Origin of the sequence: Neorhizobium sp. 2083, assembly GCF_031455615.1 — a bacterium.
Lineage (GTDB): Bacteria > Pseudomonadota > Alphaproteobacteria > Rhizobiales > Rhizobiaceae > Neorhizobium.
The window spans coordinates 456,228-475,548 of the sequence record NZ_JAVDTC010000003.1; the positions used below are offsets into that span (position 1 = coordinate 456,228).

Consider the following 19,321-nt stretch of genomic DNA (forward strand, 5'->3'; position numbering starts at 1 on the left):
GGATAATGCTGAAATATCATTTTACCTAACCGAAAACTAGTGCAATCTATCAAGGCGAGAGGAGGTGCGGATGCAGTTTGTACACATCAATGACATCGTGATCCATTACGACGTCCAGCGCGCCGGTGACGACAAGCCCGTCGTCGTCTTCATCAATTCGCTCGGGACCGACAGTCGCATCTGGCATCATGAACTGCCGAAGTTGTCCGGGGACTACACGATCCTCACTTACGACAAGCGGGGCCATGGATTGTCCGGCCTCGGCAACCCGCCCTATTCGATCGCCGACCATGTGGCGGATCTTGCCGGACTGCTCGACCACCTGCAGCTCAGCCAGGTTGTCGTCTGCGGCCTTTCGGTGGGAGGGCTGATCGCCCAGGGCCTCTACGCGTCGCGTCCCGATCTGGTGAAGGCTCTGATCCTGTCCAACACCGCCCACAAGATCGGTACGGCCGAAATGTGGGCGGCGCGCATCGCCGCCGTCGAGAAGGATGGCATCGGCAGCATTCTGGACGCCATCATGCAGCGCTGGTTTACCGAACCCTTCCGCAGGCCGGAGAATGCCGCCTACGAAGCCTATTGCAACATGCTCGTGCGCCAGCCGACCTTCGGCTACAGCGGCACCTGCGCCGCGATACGCGATGCGGATTTCACCGAAGCTGCGAAGAGGATCGCCGTGCCGGTGCTTTGCATCGTCGGCCGTGAGGATGGCTCGACGCCGCCCGAGATCGTCAAGTCGCTCGCCGACCTCATCCCCGGCGCGCGTTACGAAATTATCGAGGGCGCCGCGCATATCCCCTGCGTCGAGGCGCCTGCCGCCCATGCCGCGCTGATCCGCGGCTTCATCGAACAACTTGAGGAATAGACATGGCCGAGAATTCCGCGCCGTCGGAACGTTACGTCCAAGGCATGAAGACCCGCCGCTCCGTGCTGGGTGATGCCCATGTGGATCGCGCCCAGGCAAACCAGACGCCGTTCGACGGGCCGTTCCAGGAAATGATCACCGAAGGTGCCTGGGGGACGGTCTGGTCGCGCCCGAACTGGAGCAAACGCGAACGTTCGATGGTGACGATCGCGCTTCTGGCCGCGCTCGGCCATCACGACGAAGTCGCCATGCATATCCGCGCAACCGCCAACACGGGTGCGACAAAGGACGATATCTGCGAAGCCCTGATGCATGTGGCAATCTATGCCGGCGTTCCGGCTGCCAACCATGCCTTCAAGATCGCCAAAGCCACCTATGCCGAAATGGACGCGGACAAGGCCGCGGGAGAGCAAAGATGAAGAACACACCCCCAGAAACGACACCCTTCTTCGCCCGTGACAGGGAATGGCATCCGCCGGCGTTCACGCCGGGCTACAAGACCTCCGTGCTGCGCTCGCCCCAGCGCGCCCTGATTTCGCTGGAAGGCACCAAGAGCGAAATCACCGGCCCGGTCTTCGGCCATAACATCATCGGCGAATTCGACAACGACCTGATCGTCAATTATGCCAAGCCCGGCGAGATGGCGCTCGGCGAGCGCATCATCGTCTATGGGCGCGTCATCGACGAGCGCGGCGTAGGCGTGCCGGGTGCGCTGGTGGAGTTCTGGCAGGCCAATGCCGGTGGCCGTTACCGCCACAAGAAGGAAACCTATCTCGCGCCGCTCGACCCGAATTTCGGCGGTTTCGGCCGTACGATCACCGACGAGAACGGCGGTTATGCCTTCAAGACGATCAAGCCCGGCCCGTATCCGTGGCCGAACGGCGTCAACGACTGGCGCCCGGCGCATATCCACTTCTCGGTCTTCGGCCATGGTTTTGCCCAGCGCCTGATCACCCAGATGTATTTCGAAGGCGATCCGATGATCTGGATTTGTCCCATCGTGAAGACCATTCCGGACGAGAATGCCATCAAGGGCCTGATCGCCGCGCTCGACATGCAGAACACCATCCCGCACGACATGCGGGCCTATAAATTCGATATCGTCCTGCGCGGTCGTCGCTCGACATTCTTCGAGAACCGTAAAGAGGGCAACTGAGATGGTCCAGCCGCTTACCTACTTCAAGGAATCCGCCTCGCAGACCGCGGGCCCCTACGTCCATATCGGCTGCACGCCGAATTTCTCCGGCATTACCGGCGTCTACGACACCGACCTCGGCTCCGGCCCGATGGTCAACGACCAGACGCGCGGCGAGCGCATCACCATCCGCGGCTTCATCTATGACGGCGCGATGACCCCGCTCAAGGATGCGATGATCGAGATCTGGCAGGCGGATGCCGACGGCTATTACAACAGCCCCTCGGAAACCCGCGGCAAGGCCGATCCGAATTTCTTCGGCTGGGCCCGTCAGCCCGGCGACATGGCGACCGGCGAATTCGCCTTCGAGACGATCAAGCCCGGCAAGGTGCCTTTCCGCGACGGCCGCCTGATGGCCCCGCACGTCACCTTCTGGGTCGTCGCCCGCGGCATCAACCTTGGTCTCAACACCCGTATGTACTTCTCTGACGAGGAAGAGGCCAATGCGGCGGATCCGATCCTGTCGCGCATCGAGCACCGGGTTCGCGTTCCCACCCTGATCGGCAAGCGTGAGGGTAATACCGTCACCTTCAACATCTATCTTCAGGGCGAAAATGAAACCATATTCTTCGATATCTGATATCGGGAATTCAGGATCTGCCCGGGAGTGGACATGAGCGTTTCGGCTTTCGAGCATCCATTTCTGTCCGGTCTCGTCGGTGACGACGAGACCGGACAGCTGTTTTCGGTGAAAGCCGAGATCGATGCCATGCTGGCTTTCGAAACCGGACTTGCCAAGGCTGAAGCGGCCTGCGGCATTATCCCGGCCGAGGCGGCGGAGCGCATTGCAGCCGCGTTGCGTGCCTTTGAACCCGACATGGATGGACTGAGAAAGGGCACCGGGCGCGACGGCGTGGTGGTGGCTGAACTCGTCAGGCAGCTTCGCGATGCCGTCAATCAGCAGGCAGGCGGCGGCGAGGCGGCAAGACACGTGCATTTCGGCGCGACCAGCCAGGACGTCATCGATACGGCGCTGGTCATCCGTCTGAAACAGGCCTCCATTCTTTTCATCGAGCGGCTTGCCGCCTTGGAAAAGGCGTTCGATGACATCGATCAGGCATTCGGCACGCGAGCGCTGATGGGCCGCACCCGCATGCAGGCGGCGATTCCGATTACCGTTTCCGATCGTGTCCGCGCCTGGAAGGAGCCTTTGACCCGGCATCGCCAGCGGCTGGACACGTTCTCGGAGACCGGCTTTGCCGTGCAGTTCGGCGGGGCTGCCGGCAGCCTCGAGAAATTCGGCGACAAGGCCGGCGAGGTGCGCAAGGCGCTCGCCTGGGAACTGTTCCTGGCCGACGCGCCGCAATGGCAGAGCCAACGCGACCGGCTGGCCGAGTTCGCCGGTATCCTCGCACTGATCTGCGGCTCGCTCGGCAAGCTCGGCCAGGATGTGGCGCTGCTCGCGTTGATGGGCGGCGAGATGGAACTTGCCGGCGGCGGTGGTTCCTCCGCCATGGCCCACAAGCAGAACCCGGTGGCGGCCGAAGTGCTGGTGTCGCTCGCGCGTTTCAACGCGGTGCAGCTTTCCGGCATGCAGCAATCCATGGTGCATGAACAGGAGCGCTCCGGGGCTGCCTGGACGCTCGAATGGCTGATCCTGCCCTCCATGGTGGTGGCAACCGGCGCCGCAATGCGGCTTGCCGCGGAACTGATCGGCAATGTGAGATCGCTTGGCAAGGACGAACAGCGACCTTAAACCCGCGCAAAGGCAAGGAAGAGGCTGAATGGCCGCGGATGTTCGGCAGGGACTTTGGGACTTCGCATTGCGTCTTTATGGCGCTCCGGGCATTAGCGATGCCTGTCTGGTCCTTCAGGATGAAAGCGGCGTCGATGTGCCGGTTCTGCTGTTTTCCGCCTGGCTCGCCAGGAATTCCGTCGCGCTTTCGCCATCCGATATCGCCCGCATCGACGGCCTCGTTCAGGATTGGCGCAACGAGGTGGTGATACCGCTGCGCGCCATACGTCGACGGCTGAAGAACGGACCGTATCCGGCGCCGACCGACGAGACGGAGACGCTGCGCAATGGCGTTAAGGGTGTCGAGCTCAATTCGGAAAAGATCGAGCTGGCGATATTGGAAGCCGAAGGGCAGGCATTGATGGACGCCGGCACATTAACCGGCGACGCGACCGGCAATCTCAGAGCCGTGGTTGAGTTTTTCCGCGGAGCCGAGCCGGACAGGAAGGCTGCGACGGCGCTTGCCGCGATCGAAAACGCGCTCTCAGCCCTTTAGTCCGGGCTCTATTTCGAGGCGTAAAGTCAGGGCTGGCCCGGCGAGCCGGGACCATCTTTCCAGCGTTTGACCATCGGGAGATGAATGTCGAAAAGGTCGAGCGCGCGGCCAACCGTCTGGGTCACCATTTCGTCCAGCGTTTTCGGCTTCGAATAGAAGGCTGGCACCGGTGGCATGACGATCGCGCCGTTGCGCGTCGCCTGATCCATCAGCGCGATATGCCCGCCATGCAGCGGCGTTTCCCGGAACAACAGCACCACGCGACGACGCTCCTTCAGGCAGACGTCGGCGGCGCGCACGATCAGTTCGTCATTGTAGCAATTGGCGATGCCGCTCAGCGTCTTCACCGAGCAGGGCGCCACCAGCATGCCGGCGGTTCTGAAGGATCCGGATGAGATCGCCGCGCCGATATCCTTGTAATTATAAAGTACGTCCGCGAGGCCCTTGATCTCCTCGGCGCTCATTTCGATCTCGTCGGTCGCCGTGCGGAAGGCGGAGGGGGAGATCACCGCATGGGTCTCGACGTCCTCGACTTTTTTCAAAAGCTGCAGGGCGCGAACGCCATAAATGACGCCGGAAGCTCCGGTGATGGCGATGATGATGCGGCGCATTGGACTTCCCTCACCGATTATAGCGACGACTTACCGTCGCTTTGGCAAGGACGCAACGCTTGGGCCGCCGAATTTCTCACATATTGAGATCGGTGAGGCGTCGATCTCCGGAGCTTTTCGGTCTTTCGGGCCGGCAGTTTCTGGTGGGGCGCTGTTCGGAAATGAGGACGTGCCCTCCGGAACGGATGACACGCGGCGAGATGCCGGTATCATAAGATGATATGAGACGGCCTGCGGCATGTCCCCGGGTCGGCCTTGAATTCTGGATTTGAAGAGGAGGGACCCATGTCCCGTGTCACCATCACCGTCAACGGTACGCAGCAGACGCGCGACATCGAAGACCGGACGCTGCTCGTGCAGTTCATCCGCGAACATCTCGGCCTCACCGGCACCCATGTCGGTTGCGACACCACCCAGTGCGGCGCCTGCACGATCCATCTCGACGGCGAGGCCGTGAAGAGCTGTACGATCCTGGCCGTCGCCGCCGACGGCTCCCGTGTGACGACGATCGAAGGCCTCGCCGAAGGCGGCAGGCTGCACGACGTTCAGCAGGCTTTTCACGAACATCACGGCCTGCAGTGCGGCTATTGCACGCCGGGCATGATCATGGCCTCGGTCGACATGATCCGCCGCCATGACGGCGTGCTCGACGAGCGCACGGTGCGCCACGAGCTCGAAGGCAATCTCTGCCGCTGCACCGGCTACCACAACATCGTCAAGGCGGTACTGGACGCAGCCGGGAAGCATCGCGCGGCCCATGCCGTCGCGGCCGAATAAGCGGGAAGGATCACGTCATGTACGCAACGACCTACCATAAACCGAAGACGCTGGCCGATGCCGTCGAACTCTTCGAGAGTTCCGACGAGCCCACCTACCTCTCCGGCGGCCATACGCTGATCCCGACGCTCAAGAGCCGGCTTGCCGCGCCTGCGCACCTGATCGACGTGCGCAACATCCCGGAGCTTTCGGGCATCGAGGTGACTGCCGACAAGGTGATCATCGGCTCGGCTACCAAGCATGCCGCGGTCGCCGCTTCCAAGGAGATCAGGGCCGCCATCCCGGCCCTTTCAGGGCTTGCCGGTTCGATCGGCGACGTTCAGGTGCGCCACATGGGCACGATCGGTGGCTCGACCGCCAACAACGACCCGGCCGCCGATTATCCCGCCGCCGTGCTTTCGCTCGATGCGATCGTCCATACCGACCGTCGCGAAATCCCCGCCGACGAATATTTCCAGGGCCTTTATACGACCGCGCTGGAGCCCGGCGAAATCCTGGTTCGCGTCGAATTCAAGATCCCGGACATTGCCGGCTACGCGAAATTCCGCAATCCGGCCTCGCGTTATTCGATGGCCGCCGCTTTTGTCTCCAGGCATCGCGACGGCCATGTTCGCGTCGCGATCACCGGCGCCGGCAACGAGGGCGTGTTCCGCTGGACCGAGGCCGAAGAGCTGCTGACCGAAAACTTTTCCGCCGAGGCGTTGAAAGGCCTCACCATCGATCCCTCGCGGATGATGGGCGACATGCACGCCCCGGCCGATTACCGGGCTCATCTGGTGGCGGTCATGACCCGCCGCGCGGTGCAGAACCTCGGCGGGACACATATCCTCTAGGGTGTTGTCTCCTCGGGATCGAATGGCCGGCGGGGATGGCTCGCCGGCTTTTGCTTGCAAGGTCCGTCAGCATACCACAGCAAGCCGAACATCCTGTCCCGCGCTCGCAGGGGGAAGCCTTGCGCGGTTGGCGGGCATCCACGACAGGGAGCCTTCAGAAATCCTCGGAGGTGCCGAATGTTGCTGCTATGCGGCCAAGCACGGCAATGAGCACGGCCTTGTCTTCGCCGGCGATCTCGTCGAGGCGGAGTTCGTGGACGACAGCGATCGCGTGCAGCCGCTCCTGCATCTGGCGACCCTCTTCGGTGAGCCTGACGCTGTAGCTGCGCTGGTCATCCGGGTTCCAGCGGCGCTCGATCAGCCCGCGATTGGAAAGCGCCTTGAGACTGGAGGTCAGCGTCGAGCGGTCGCGGCCGCAGGTGCGGCTGAGTTCGGAGGGCGTCATGCTTTCACGCTCCGCAAGCACCGTCAGAAGCGCATACCAGCCGGGCTTGAGATCCTCCTTTCCCGCGGCCTTGGCAAACCCCTGGAACGACGTTTCCTGCGCCACGCGCAGATGATAGCCGATAAGATTCTGGAACAGGGCTGGAACGGACATTCCGCCGTCTGCAGGCGTCACCAGCATGTTCCGATCCATCGATGACTCTGCTACCATCTCCCCTTCCTCCTATGCTAAAAGCTAATAGAAGTGGGGGGAGGCGGCAAGATAGTTTGATATCAAATTATTTCCTGTCGTCTCGCGTTTGAATGGCATTCGCGGCCTCGATTGCAAGACGAAGGTTTCGTGGGTTGGGGCTTGGACGGCAGAATGTCGGAACTTACCGGTTCCGGAGTGCTCAAGAGCAATCAACTTTCCGGCCTTGTATTTCATGCCCGCCTCCCACCATTCGCAATGGCACGTTGGAGGCGAGCGTTGAGTTTGACGCGTGATCAGCCTATCAGGGCCGTCACGAAGGCGACCGCATAAAAACCTATGATGATCAGGCAAGCGGCGGCCAGCAGGAGGGCTGGAATACTGTTCATGACGTCCTTTCCATGCCAGCCCCTCTTAACGCGCCGCAAGCCCGGAATATCCCTTTGAACCGGTTTACGGTCCGCAAAGGTTAACGATTTCCTGCTGTATATTAGGACTGATGAAATCAAGACGTGACGGCTTGATGCCGGGCGCGGGGCATGATCTCTTGAAGCCGAAATCCTGAGCCGCGACAGGGGCTTGAGCAGTATTTTTCAGTGACGAGGATGCCATGAGAGACTTCGAATTACCGGGCCGTTCGCTCGCCGTCGGCCGCACTGCGATGGCTGCCACCTCCCAGCCGCTGGCGACGCTCACCGCCATCGATATCCTGCGAAACGGCGGCAATGCCGTGGATGCGGCGGTTGCGGCATGCGCCGTGCAGTGTGTCGTCGAAGCCGGTTCGACCGGGATCGGCGGCGATTGTTTCGCTCTCCTTTCGCTCGGCGGCACGGATGAGATTCTGGCCTATAATGGGTCAGGCCGGGCACCGGCTGCCGTAACCGTCGAGCATCTCCGTTCGCTTGGCGTCACCAGTCTAACCCGTACCTCGCCGCACACGATCACCGTGCCGGGCGCGGTGGATGCCTGGACGCGTCTGGTCGCCGATCATGGTCGTATGAAGATGGCCGATATCCTCGCTCCCGCGATCAAGCTTGCGCGCGATGGCTATGTTCTGCCGCCACGCACGGCCCACGATCTTGCCGCCCAGGCGGAGATCCTGAAGGGTGATCCGGCCGCGCGCCGGGTCTTCCTCGTCGATGGCGAAGCGCCGCCGGCCGGCACGATCCAGTATCAGAAGCAGCTCGCCGACACGCTGGAGGCCATTGGCCGGGAGGGTCGGGACGCTTTCTATCGCGGCCCGATCGCTGCAGGCATGGTGAGCCACCTCAACAGCATCGGGGCGCTTCACACGCTCGAAGATTTCGCCAATGCGGAGGGCGAATACGTGAAGCCGATCAAGACGGTCTTTCGCGGCCACGAAATCCACGAATGCCCGCCGAACGGCCAGGGCATCATCGCGCTGATGATCCTCAACATCCTGTCGCATTTTCCCGGCAAGGGCGATCCGCTGGCGCCGGAGCGGCTGCATGTCGAGGTCGAGGCGACGCGGCTGGCTTATGCGGCGCGCAACCGTTTCCTTGCCGATCCGGCCAAGGTCGACGTGCCGGTCGATTACCTTCTGTCCGATAAGCTCGCCAGGGAACTCGCGGGCATGATCGATCCCGACAAGGCGATCGAGAACCTGCCGGCCTTCGACGAAGTGCCGCATAAGGACACCATCTATCTCTCGGTCGTCGATCAGGATCGCAACGCGATCAGCTTCATCAACTCGATCTTCTTCGTTTACGGCAGCGGCCATATGGACCCGAAAAGCGGCGTGATGTTCCACAACCGGGGCTTCAGCTTTTCGCTCGATCCGGATCATCCGAACGCGATCGCGCCGGGCAAGCGGCCGATGCACACGATCATTCCCGGCATGGTGACGAAGGATGGTCGCGCGGTCATGCCGTTCGGCGTCATGGGCGGCCAGTATCAGGCCATGGGGCACGCCCATTTCCTGTCCAAGGTCTTCGACTACGGGATGGATCTGCAGAGCGCCATCGACCTGCCGCGCCTGTTCCCGCTGCCTGGCACCAACCAGGTCGAGATGGAAGCTCGGCTGCGCAACACGATCGGCCCGGAATTCACCAAACGCGGTTTTGAGGTGAAAAAGCCGGAATCGGCGATGGGCGGCGCCCAGGCGATCTGGATCGACTGGGAGGCCGGTGTGCTCAAGGGCGGTTCCGACCCCCGCAAGGACGGCATGGCTCTCGGCATCTGAGCCTGCCCCCTCCCAATTCGATCAAGATATTTTGCGGAATATAACGCTAGTCAAAACCTCTCCATCGAGATATCCAGATGAATATCTCGTTTATGGATTGGAGAGGAAAATCATGAACATTCATCGTCGTTCCTGGGTCAAGCTCGCGGCGGCGTCGGCGGCTGCCGCTTTCGTTGCGCTTGCCTCTTTCGCCGCTCCCGCGGCGGCGCAGGAAAAAGTCACGGTCTTTGCGGCAGCCAGCATGAAAAACGCGCTCGACAACGCCAACAAGGCGTGGGCTGTTCAAGGGGGCAAGGACGTCACCGTTTCCTATGCCGCGAGCTCGGCGCTTGCCAAACAGATCGAAAGCGGCGCTCCGGCCGATATCTTCATTTCGGCCGATCTCGACTGGATGAAATACGTCTCCGACAAGAAACTCGTGAAGGAAGACACCAAGTTCAACTGGCTCGGCAACCGCATCGTCCTGGTCGCGGCCAAGGACGCCGCCAAACCGGTGGATATAAAGCCGGGCTTCGATCTTGCCGGGCTGCTCAAGGGCGGCAGGCTCGCGATGGGCGAGCCCAATTCGGTTCCGGCAGGCAAATACGGCAAGGCGGCGCTTGAAAAACTGGGCGCCTGGTCGGCCGTCGAGAAAAGCGTCGCCAGCGCCGAAAGCGTGCGTGCGGCGCTGGCCCTGGTTTCCCGCGGCGAAGCGCCCTACGGTATCGTCTATCAGACGGACGCGGCGGCCGACCCGGGTGTAGCCATCGTCGGCACCTTCCCGGCCGATACCCATCCGCCGATCGTCTATCCCATCGCCATCCTGTCGGAATCGAAGTCCAAGGATGCTGCCGCCTATCTCGACTATCTGAAGTCCGCCAAGGCAGCGCCGTTCTTCGAGAAGGAAGGTTTCACGATCCTGAAGTAAGCGCCCTCGCTTCAATGATGCGCATCGAAACGGCCCCGGAAAGGGGCCGTTTTTGGTTTCGGGAGTAGCCGTTTCTCAAGCGGGCCGCCGTTCGCGCTCGGCCCGAATCCCTATTTCAACGGACATCACGTAGTTTTTTGTTCTCGATTTCCGAACATTCCGTTTGGAATTCGCGACCTACCGGCGGCAAACGCGGATCCCTATTTCAATAACCAGAAGCAAGGCCACCTGCTTCGCCAGACTACCATAGGACGCCGGCTCCCAACGGCTCCGTTTATCAGTTGAGGAATACGAAATGAAAATCCTTCTTTCCACGTTTGCCGCAGCCATGATCGCTTCGGCTTCCTTCGCCGGCGCAGCGCTTGCAGAAGGCGATTATTATCAGGGTGCCTCCAAGGCACAGGCAACCGTCCAGACGAGCGGCAAGGTAGACAGCATCAGGACCGACAGTATCGAACAGGCACGCGACAACGACAGCCGCAATGGCCCGATCTTCCAGGGCCCGATCTTCCAGCATCAAAGCCGCGACAACCGTTAACCGGCGCAGCTCATTCAAGACACCGAACGTCGTCCCGCAGGCAGGTCGCAAACTTCAGCCCGCGGACGAACTCTGAAAGGACGAAGACAATGAAGACTTCCATCTCCGCTATTGCCGCCATGATCGCCGCCGCTTCCTTTGCGGGTACGGCTCTTGCCGAAGGCGATTATTATGAAGGCGCATCGAAAAGCCAGATTTCGGCGCAGATCGACAAAGGCAATGTCGACGGCGTCCGCACTGGCAGCATCCAGGTTCGCGACAACGATCGCCAGGAGAGCCGCTCGATCTTCGGCAATACGACACGCGACAACCGTTAATTCAGCATATCGGGACCAGGGCTCTGCGGCCTTAGTTCGCGAACCGTCTTGTGAATGTGATGGTGCAGGGAGAGCAGCGGTCAATCCGGCGCTCTCCCGCCGCTTTTCTCCAGTACCCTCCATAACTTTCCCGCCAGGACCTAGCCATCCGACCTGTCTCGATATATCCAGGGTGATATATTGCTTGTGACCGCGGGTGGGATCGGCGTTTGGACTGGCTTGTGTTGAGTGATGGGGAATGGACCGCGATCAGGCTCAGCCTGAAGGTCTCCGCCGTCGCCATGATCGTCAGCCTGCCGTTCGGAATTGCCGTCGCCTATTTGCTTGCCCGCGGAAAGTTCTGGGGCAGGTCGATCCTCAACGGTATCGTCCATCTGCCGCTCATCCTGCCGCCGGTCGTGGTCGGTTTTCTGCTGCTGGTCCTGTTCGGGCGGCGCGGCGTGATCGGCGCCTTTCTCAACGAATATCTCGGGATCGTCCTTTCCTTCCGGTGGACGGGCGCAGCGCTCGCCTGCGGCGTCATGGGCTTCCCGCTGATGGTTCGCTCAATCCGGCTGTCGATCGAAGCTGTCGACCGCAGGCTGGAGGAAGCGGCCGGCACGCTCGGTGCCGGGCCTGCCTGGGTTTTTCTCACAGTGACACTGCCGCTTATCCTGCCGGGCGTCATCGCCGGCATGATCCTCGCTTTTGCGAAGGCGATGGGCGAATTCGGCGCGACGATTACCTTCGTCTCCAACATTCCCGGCGAAACCCAGACGCTCTCGGCGGCGATCTACACATTCACGCAGGTGCCGGGCGGTGATGCCGGCGCGATGCGGCTGACGCTGGTCGCGATCGTCATCTCGTTTGCGGCGCTGCTTGCCTCCGAATTGATGGCCTACCTGGTCGGGAAAAGGGTTCATATCGAATGACCCTGATCGTCGAGGCGCAACAGACGCTGGGGGAGTTTGTCCTCGACGCGGGCTTTACGTCCGATGGCGGCGTGACGGCGCTGTTTGGGGCCTCCGGCTCCGGCAAGACCTCGCTTGTGCGGGTGATCGCAGGGCTTTCCAAGCCGGATCATGGGCGGCTGATGGTCGATGGGGACGTGCTGCTCGACACGGAAAACCGCATCTTCGTGCCAAAACACAAGCGCCGTTTCGGCTACGTTTTTCAGGAGGGCCGGCTTTTCCCCCATCTCTCCGTCCGCCAGAACCTGAATTATGGCCGCTGGTTCGCGCCGAAGACCACCCGGCTGGAGAATTTCGATCATATTGTCGAGCTTCTCGGAATAGCTGCGCTGCTGGACCGTCGGCCCGGAAAACTCTCGGGCGGCGAAAAACAGCGTGTCGCGATCGGTCGGGCGCTGCTGTCTGCCCCGCGCCTCCTTCTGATGGACGAGCCGCTTGCTGCGCTCGACGACCAGCGCAAGGCGGAAATCCTGCCCTATCTCGAACGCCTGCGCGACGAGACCTCGACGCCGATCGTCTATGTCAGCCACTCTGTCCCTGAAGTCGCCCGGCTTGCCGACAAGGTGGTGATGATGAAGGACGGCCGGGTCGAGGCGGTCGGGACGCCCTCCGAGGTCCTGTCGCTGCCCTCGGCCGACCGGAGGGATTCCGGAGCGGTGCTGACCGGCATGGTCGAGACGATAGACATCCCGCACCGGCTGGCAACGATCAGGCTTTCGCAGGCGCGGATCGTCGTGCCGAATGCTTGGGTCGAAGAGGGCGGAAGCGTGCGGGTGCATATCCCCGAACGCGACGTCATGGTCGCCACCCGGCGGCCGGAGGGCCTGAGCGCCCTCAACATCCTTGAGGGCACGATCGCCGCGATCGAACCGGACGGCGACGGCATGGTCCGCATCCGCATCCGCTGCGGCGAAGACATGGTGCTGGCCCGTATCACCGCGCTCTCCGTCGAACGCCTGGAACTCACGCTCGAAAAACCGGTTTTTGCGGTGGTCAAGACGGTGGCGATGGAGCGGTAGCTTGAGTTGATCTTGAGCAGGTTGTGAACTATAGATTACACATGATCGAAGTTCGCAAGGCGGCAGCTTTCTCAAAGTGGTTCGATGAGCTTCGCGACCATACTGCCCGAATGCGTATAGTTGCGCGCATCCGCCGAATGGAAATTGGCAATCTGGGAGATGTGAAACCGGTGGGCGAGGGCGTCAGCGAGGCGCGCATCGCTTACGGGCCTGGCTATCGGCTCTATTTCGTACAACAGGGCCGTGAAATCGTCATCCTGCTTTGCGGTGGCGACAAGAGCACCCAGAGCAAGGACATCGCTTTGGCAAAACAGATGGCGAAGGAGATATGAACGTGCCTATCGAAACGACCAAATGGGATGTGCAGGATTATCTGAAGACGCCCGAAGAGCGCCTTGCCTATCTCGAAGCGGCTTTCGAAGATGGCGATCCAAAGCTTATCTCTATTGCTCTGGGCGATGTCGCCCGCTCCATGGGGATGACCAATGTCGCCAAGGAAGCGGGCATCACCCGCGAGGCTCTTTACAAGGCTCTGAGTGACAAAGGCGATCCGAAGCTGTCCACTCTCCTGGGCGTCCTAAAGGCGCTGGGCTTGCGCGTCAGGGTCATTTCGGCCGACGAGGCGGCATAAAGCTTTTATTTCGACTGAATTCGAACCTTCCGCAGAAATTTTGCACACGCGTACATTTTGTCACGCGGGTGTTATGAAGCGCCTCTAAACCGCTCCCTGTTGATGATCTTCAGCGCTTTCGGAACCTCTGGCTGATTGTTCGCCCGGTGTTCTGGAAGAAGCCATTTCGCTCTTCGGGGAGTAAAACCATGACTGTTCTTCCGATACTGAAATCCGCCACGCTCGCGGCGGTTCTCTTCGCCTCCACCGCGGTCTTCGCCTCAGCCAAGGATGTCACCATCTCCGTGTGGTCCGGCGGTTCCGGTCCGAACGACAACTACCGCACCGATGCGTTCGACATCGCTGCCGATATTCTCGAGCGTGAAGCCGCCATCCGCGGCGAACAGCTCAACATCATCGTCCAGAAGACGCCCTATTCGGGCTGGGAAGACTTCAAGCAGGCCCTGACGCTCGCCGCCGAAGCCAAGAAGGCTCCGAACATCGTCGCCACCGGCCATGAAGACATCGGCCCCTGGGCGCAGGCCGGCCTCATCGTTCCGGTCGAGAACTTCGTAGACCTCGATTCGTGGCCGATCAGCGACATTTATCCGAACCTGATGGAGATCACCTCCTTCAACGGCTCCGTCTACGGCATCCCGCAGGACGCCGAATCCCGTCCGATGTTCTTCTGGAAGCCCTACATGAAGGCGATCGGTTATACCGATGCCGATATCGAGGCGCTGCCGGCCAAGTGGAGAAGGGCGAATACACGCTCAAGAACGTTCTCGAAGACGCCAAGAAGATGCAGGACAAGGGCCTCGTCCAGGCCGGTTACGGCTTCTATCCGCGTAACAGCAACGGCCCGGACTACTGGCAGTTCTACACGTCCTTCGGCGGCGTGATGGAAGAAGAAGGCAAGCTCGTCTTCGACAAGGTCGCGATGAAGCGCACCTACCAGTATTTCGCCGATCTCGTGAAGGCCGGCGTCACCAAGAAGAACCATATCGGCATGCCGGGCGACCAGTGGTGGAAGGAAGTCGCAACCGGCAAGGCCGGCATCTGGCACGGCGGCACCTGGCATTACGCGCGCCTGGTCAACCAGGAAGGCCTCAAGAACTTCTTCGACAACGTCCAGTTCACGCTGATCCCGGCCGGCGAAGGCGGCAAGGCCAACACGCTGACGCATCCGCTCGCCTACCTGCTGATGGCCGGCCATACCGACGAAGAAACCCGGATCGCCGCCGACCTGATCAAGATCGCTTCCGAGCCGCGCATCAATGCGCTGCATGCGATCAAGTCGGCCCATCTCGGCATTTCGCCGTCGGAAACCAAGGTCGATCTCTATGCGGGCGACCGCTGGGCTTCGGAAGCCACCGAGCGTCTGCTGCCGCATGCCAACGCCATGCCGAACAATGCCGATTTCGGCAAGTACTGGACGATCATGTGGAAGAACCTCGAAGCATCCTGGACGGGTGCCAAGACGGTCGACGCCGCGATCAACGATGCCGAAACCGAGTTGAAGTCGACGCTCGGCGCCGCGATCATCATCCGCTGATACCAAACGCCTTATCCCCTCACGCGGGGATAAGGCGCTGCCTGTCCGGGCGAAACTCCTCGCCCTGAACTGCGGGCGGCGCTCGCTCCGCCGCCCGTACCCAACCCGTATCCCAAGGCTTCCCCATGCGAACGTCGCGAACGCTCGGACTGGTGATGATCGCGCCCGCGGCGATCATGATCTTCCTGTTCTTCCTGATGCCGGTCATGCTGACCGCCATCTTCGCCATGACCAATATGAGCACCGCGACCGGCATTTCCGGCGGGGCCTGGCAGGTCACGCAAGGTGCCGTCAACCGGCTGAAGACCGACATGCCGGAGCTTGCGAACGGCATTTCCGAACCACGTTTCGTCATCGACGAAGAGGGGCTTGCAGCCCTCGACGGCTTGAAGCTCAAGGCGGGGTTCGCCACCGAACTGCGCGCCAGCCACATGGGCGAGGTCTTTCCCTCGCGGCGCGAGGCGGAGCGCGTCATCAAGGCGCTGAAGGACCGGCCCTCGACCCGCGAGGTCAAGCAGATTTCCGACCTCTTCAACCGCTCGGTTCTCAACACCCGTTTCGAGACCCGCGACGAGTTGATGGCGAGCCTCAGGAAACTTGGTTTCGCCCTGACGCCGGCCGAGCAGGAAACGGTTTCCAGGGCGACCTATACCGGCTGGGTGTGGACGGTGGAAAACTTCCGGATCCTCGCCAATTCGCCTGACATGGCGCAGATCTTTCTCAATACCGCCTTCTACGTCTCGGTGACGCTGCTTCTCTTCAACGTCACCTATGCTCTTTTCCTCGCCATCACGACCCACTACATGCCGGCTTCGACCGCATCCGTCTTCCGCGCCATATGGCTGCTGCCGCGCATCACGCCGGTCGTCATCTATGTGTTGCTGTGGAAGTGGCTGACCTGGGACAGCGGCTTCATCTCGATGTTCATGGGCCAGTTCGGTTATCCGCCGAAGAATTACCTGCTCGACAGCGCCTATAACGCCTGGTTCTTTGTGATCCTGATCAACGGTTTCATCGGCGCCTCGATGGGCATGCTGGTCTTCTCGTCAGCCATCAAGGCGATCCCGCAGACACAGTTTCACGCAAGCGAGGTGGACGGCGCCAGCCGCTGGCAGCAGGTCCGCCACATCATCCTGCCGCAGCTGCGCTGGCCGATCCTGTTCGTGACCTGCTACCAGACGCTCTCGCTGCTCGCATCGTTCAACGAAATCCTGCTCTCGACCCGCGGCGGGCCGGGGAAGGCGACGGAGGTCTGGTCTCTCGCCGCCTTCCACACCGCGCTCAACAACTATACCGGCAACCTGGAATACGGGCTGGGGGCGGCAATGGCGCTGGTCCTGGTGGTGGTCGGCATCGTGCTGTCGCTCATCTACCTGCGTATCTTCCGTTACGACACGCTGATCTCCAAGCCGTTGATCGAGGATTGACCATGGCCGAAAAACCGCAAACCTCGGCGAATTTCTCAAGCGTCCCGGTGATCCTGCTGCTCAGCCTTTTCAGCCTGCCGCTGCTGGTGATGTATGCCTATCTCTTCATCGACACGATCAGCGATACGGAAGTCGGCTCGCTGATCCCGAGCGAGTTCACGCTGCGCCACTGGAGTTTCCTCTGGGAGACCAAGACCGGCAAGCCGAACATCTGGCTCGTCACGCTCAACACGTTCATCTTCGCGAGCTGCATCACCGGCGTCATCCTGACGGTGGCGTCGATGGCGGGTTACGTACTGTCTCGCCTCAACGTGCCGGCGCGCGGATTTTTTCTCGCCGGCGTCATGGTGCTGCACGCCTTTCCGTCGGTGACGCTGATCATCGCGATCTTCATCGTGCTGCAGTGGATCGGCCTCTACAATTCGCTGATCGGGGTGATCCTGGTGAAGGCGGCGATCGACCTGCCGCTCGGCATCTGGCTGATGAAGGGTTTTTACGACACCGTGCCCTGGGAAATCGAAATGGCAGGCACCGTCGACGGGGCCTCGCGCTTCACGGTCTGGCGCCGGCTCGTGCTGCCGCAGATCAAGCCGGCGATGATGGCGCTCGGCCTCTTTTCCTTCCTCACCGGCTGGAGCGAATTCATCCTGCCGCAGGTGCTGGCACCCGGCGCGAAAGTGCAGGTTCTATCGGTCTATCTGGCGAGCCTGATCATCGACGACAACAATTTCGACTTCGGCACCTTCAAGGCCGTCGGTGTCTTTTATGTCGTGCCGGTGCTGATCCTCTACGTCTTCTTTCAAAAACATCTCATGAACATCTATGGCGGAGGCACCAAGGGCTGATGCGTATCCTGCTCGACAAGTTTTCCAAGAGTTTCGGCTCGACCAAGGTCATCGAGGACATGGACCTCGAAGTGGGCTCCGGCGAAATGCTGGCGCTGCTCGGGCCATCCGGCTGCGGCAAGTCGACGACGCTGTTTGCCGTCTGCGGCATCCATCGGCCGACCTCGGGCCGCATCCTGTTCGGGGACAGGGATGTCACGAACCTGCCCAGCCAGGAGCGCAATGTCGGCGTCGTCTTCCAGTCCTATGCGCTTTATCCGCATATGACGGTCGAGGAGAATATCGGCTTCCCGCTGATGGTGAAGCGGGTCGCCGCCGCCGATATCAAGAAGCAGGTCGCGGATATCGCGGCTCTCGTCCATATCGCCGATCTCCTCGGCCGTCGTCCGGCGCAGCTTTCGGGGGGCAGCAGCAGCGCGTCGCGCTGGCTCGAGCCTTGATCCGCCGACCCGACGTGCTCCTCCTCGATGAGCCGCTTGCCAATCTCGATGCAAAACTGCGCCTCGAAATGCGCTCGGAGATCCGCCGGCTGCAGAAGGAGACGGGCATCACCGCCATCCTCGTCACCCATGACCAGGTCGAGGCGATGTCGATGTGCGACCGCATCGCCATCATGAAGTCGGGCGAGATCGTTCAGATCGCCACGCCGTCGCAGATGTATAACGATCCGCGCACCTCTTTCGTCGCGAGCTTTCTCGGCAATCCGCCGATCTCCTTCCTCAAGGGCAGGGCGGAGCAGGGGGCTTTCGTGCTCGGCGAAAATGGCCTGCGCCTGCAGCTCTCCGCACTGTCGGGCATTCCCGACGGTACCTCTCTCAGCCTTGGCGTTCGGCCTGAGCATTTCGGGACGACGGGCGGTATACCCATCGACGGCAAGGTTGTATTTGCGGAAACCCAAGGCCGCGAGAACCTCTACGATGTCGTTCTGCCGGATGGCTCGGTGCTGCGCTCGATCCAGCCCGTGCGCGACGACGTGAAGATGGGCGACAGCGTCCGCTGGAACCTCGACAGCGCCTCGGCCTTCGTTTTTGCAGAAGACGGCCAGAGATTGTAATGGAGGCTGCGATGCGAGACTTTTCCGCCTTCTTCGGCAAATTCGGCTGGCCGGAAAACAAGGGCCGGCTGCCCTTCTGCATCGGCCATCGCGGCGCGAGCGGCCATGAGCGGGAAAATACGCTCACCGCCTTTCGTCGCGCCGCGGAACTTGGCGCCGAGATGTGGGAACTCGACACCCAGATGACGTCGGACGGCGTGGTCGTCGTCTCCCACGACGATCATCTGGAGCGGGTCTTCCAGCAGGATGTCTATATCTCTAAAATGACCTTTGCCGAGCTGCGCGAGGCGGTGCCGGATGTGCCGAGCTTCGCGGAAGTCGCGGCACTCGGCCGCGAGACGGGCTGCGGACTTTACGTCGAGTTGAAACGGCCGGGCACGGGCCTGCTCTGCTGGCAGCACCTGCAGGACATGAACCAGCGCTTTGCCTGCCTCGGCTCCTTCGATACCGCCCAGGTGCGCGAGCTGCGCGACATGGGCTGCGACTATCCGCTCTCGGTGCTGATCCGCGTCGGTCAAGATCCGCATGCGGCAGGCGAGGCGGCGGGCGCCGACGTCCTGCATCTCTGCTGGGAAAAGGCGAGCGACACGCCGCAGGAACTCGTCACCGAAGAGCTGATCGACAGGGCTTTCGCCGACGGCAAGGAGATCGTGCTCTGGCACGAGGAGCGGCCGGACGTGCTGAAGGATATCATGGCCCTGCCGGTGCTCGGCATCTGTACCGACCTGCCCGACCTGATGCGACCGAGGG

The 19,321-nt window shown here is 61.4% G+C and carries 20 protein-coding genes and 3 pseudogenes; 21 read left to right on the forward strand and 2 right to left on the reverse strand.

Features of this window, described 5'->3' with window-relative positions:
* Positions 1-70: 70 nt before the first annotated feature.
* From pcaD to J2X76_RS14925, 6 genes are read left to right on the forward strand one after another with little or no spacing between them, the layout of a single operon-like run.
* Positions 71-865, forward strand: a complete 795-nt coding sequence (pcaD, locus tag J2X76_RS14900) for a 3-oxoadipate enol-lactonase (RefSeq protein WP_113127603.1) — start codon at positions 71-73, stop codon at positions 863-865.
* Positions 866-867: 2 nt separating this feature from the next.
* Positions 868-1,284, forward strand: coding sequence for a 4-carboxymuconolactone decarboxylase (gene pcaC, locus J2X76_RS14905; RefSeq protein WP_310217483.1), 417 nt, complete (start codon positions 868-870; stop codon positions 1,282-1,284).
* Positions 1,281-2,021 (forward strand): protocatechuate 3,4-dioxygenase subunit beta, encoded by a 741-nt coding sequence (gene pcaH, locus J2X76_RS14910; RefSeq protein WP_113127605.1) that lies wholly within the window; start codon positions 1,281-1,283, stop codon positions 2,019-2,021. Before pcaC ends, pcaH begins: the two co-directional genes overlap by 4 nt.
* A 1-nt stretch (position 2,022) precedes the next feature.
* Entirely contained in the window at positions 2,023-2,640 is a 618-nt protein-coding gene (gene pcaG, locus J2X76_RS14915; protein ID WP_310217486.1) for a protocatechuate 3,4-dioxygenase subunit alpha, read from the forward strand.
* Between the two features lie 33 nt (positions 2,641-2,673).
* Entirely contained in the window at positions 2,674-3,756 is a 1,083-nt protein-coding gene (locus J2X76_RS14920) for a 3-carboxy-cis,cis-muconate cycloisomerase (RefSeq protein WP_310217489.1), read from the forward strand.
* Between the two features lie 28 nt (positions 3,757-3,784).
* On the forward strand, positions 3,785-4,291 hold the full coding sequence (locus tag J2X76_RS14925) for a TIGR02444 family protein (RefSeq protein WP_310217491.1): 507 nt from the start codon (positions 3,785-3,787) through the stop codon (positions 4,289-4,291).
* A gap of 26 nt (positions 4,292-4,317) precedes the next feature.
* On the opposite strand, the gene J2X76_RS14930 is transcribed toward J2X76_RS14925, so the two are convergent.
* Positions 4,318-4,902 (reverse strand): UbiX family flavin prenyltransferase, encoded by a 585-nt coding sequence (locus tag J2X76_RS14930; RefSeq protein ID WP_310217494.1) that lies wholly within the window; start codon positions 4,900-4,902, stop codon positions 4,318-4,320.
* Between the two features lie 285 nt (positions 4,903-5,187).
* Here J2X76_RS14930 and J2X76_RS14935 point away from each other — a divergent pair, with 285 nt between their 5' ends.
* The gene (locus tag J2X76_RS14935) at positions 5,188-5,679 is read left to right on the forward strand and encodes a 2Fe-2S iron-sulfur cluster-binding protein (protein WP_310217496.1); all 492 of its coding nucleotides are present in this window, start codon (positions 5,188-5,190) and stop codon (positions 5,677-5,679) included.
* Positions 5,680-5,696: 17 nt separating this feature from the next.
* A complete protein-coding gene (locus tag J2X76_RS14940) occupies positions 5,697-6,512 on the forward strand; it encodes a xanthine dehydrogenase family protein subunit M (RefSeq protein WP_310217498.1) in 816 nt (271 codons plus the stop codon).
* 154 nt (positions 6,513-6,666) lie between these two features.
* Here J2X76_RS14940 and J2X76_RS14945 read toward each other — a convergent pair whose 3' ends face one another.
* Positions 6,667-7,167 carry a MarR family transcriptional regulator gene (locus tag J2X76_RS14945; protein ID WP_113283063.1) on the reverse strand — a complete coding sequence of 167 codons (501 nt, stop codon included), beginning with the start codon at positions 7,165-7,167 and terminating at the stop codon, positions 6,667-6,669.
* A gap of 589 nt (positions 7,168-7,756) precedes the next feature.
* Between J2X76_RS14945 and ggt the strand changes: the two genes are divergently transcribed.
* The 13 genes and pseudogenes from ggt to J2X76_RS15010 all read left to right on the forward strand — a co-directional run.
* The gene (gene ggt / locus J2X76_RS14950) at positions 7,757-9,349 is read left to right on the forward strand and encodes a gamma-glutamyltransferase (protein ID WP_310217502.1); all 1,593 of its coding nucleotides are present in this window, start codon (positions 7,757-7,759) and stop codon (positions 9,347-9,349) included.
* 112 nt (positions 9,350-9,461) lie between these two features.
* Entirely contained in the window at positions 9,462-10,256 is a 795-nt protein-coding gene (gene modA, locus J2X76_RS14955; protein ID WP_310217504.1) for a molybdate ABC transporter substrate-binding protein, read from the forward strand.
* 295 nt (positions 10,257-10,551) lie between these two features.
* On the forward strand, positions 10,552-10,794 hold the full coding sequence (locus J2X76_RS14960) for a hypothetical protein (RefSeq protein ID WP_310217506.1): 243 nt from the start codon (positions 10,552-10,554) through the stop codon (positions 10,792-10,794).
* Positions 10,795-10,883: 89 nt separating this feature from the next.
* A complete protein-coding gene (locus J2X76_RS14965) occupies positions 10,884-11,111 on the forward strand; it encodes a hypothetical protein (RefSeq protein ID WP_310217508.1) in 228 nt (75 codons plus the stop codon).
* 209 nt (positions 11,112-11,320) lie between these two features.
* The gene (gene modB / locus J2X76_RS14970) at positions 11,321-12,022 is read left to right on the forward strand and encodes a molybdate ABC transporter permease subunit (RefSeq protein WP_113127617.1); all 702 of its coding nucleotides are present in this window, start codon (positions 11,321-11,323) and stop codon (positions 12,020-12,022) included.
* Positions 12,019-13,080, forward strand: coding sequence for a molybdenum ABC transporter ATP-binding protein (modC, locus tag J2X76_RS14975; protein ID WP_310217511.1), 1,062 nt, complete (start codon positions 12,019-12,021; stop codon positions 13,078-13,080). The genes modB and modC overlap by 4 nt, the downstream gene beginning before the upstream one ends.
* A 41-nt stretch (positions 13,081-13,121) precedes the next feature.
* Positions 13,122-13,412 carry a type II toxin-antitoxin system RelE/ParE family toxin gene (locus tag J2X76_RS14980; RefSeq protein WP_113127619.1) on the forward strand — a complete coding sequence of 97 codons (291 nt, stop codon included), beginning with the start codon at positions 13,122-13,124 and terminating at the stop codon, positions 13,410-13,412.
* 2 nt (positions 13,413-13,414) lie between these two features.
* Positions 13,415-13,711: an addiction module antidote protein gene (locus tag J2X76_RS14985; protein ID WP_310217514.1), complete on the forward strand. Its 297-nt coding sequence runs from the start codon at positions 13,415-13,417 to the stop codon at positions 13,709-13,711.
* Between the two features lie 188 nt (positions 13,712-13,899).
* A pseudogene (locus J2X76_RS14990) lies at positions 13,900-15,245 on the forward strand (extracellular solute-binding protein).
* 125 nt (positions 15,246-15,370) lie between these two features.
* The gene (locus J2X76_RS14995) at positions 15,371-16,672 is read left to right on the forward strand and encodes a sugar ABC transporter permease (protein ID WP_310217517.1); all 1,302 of its coding nucleotides are present in this window, start codon (positions 15,371-15,373) and stop codon (positions 16,670-16,672) included.
* A gap of 2 nt (positions 16,673-16,674) precedes the next feature.
* A complete protein-coding gene (locus tag J2X76_RS15000) occupies positions 16,675-17,517 on the forward strand; it encodes a carbohydrate ABC transporter permease (RefSeq protein WP_113127622.1) in 843 nt (280 codons plus the stop codon).
* Positions 17,517-18,571, forward strand: a pseudogene (locus J2X76_RS15005) (ABC transporter ATP-binding protein). The gene J2X76_RS15000 and the pseudogene J2X76_RS15005 overlap by 1 nt, the downstream one beginning before the upstream one ends.
* A gap of 11 nt (positions 18,572-18,582) precedes the next feature.
* A pseudogene (locus J2X76_RS15010) lies at positions 18,583-19,317 on the forward strand (glycerophosphodiester phosphodiesterase); the annotation flags it as partial.
* Positions 19,318-19,321 lie beyond the last annotated feature (4 nt).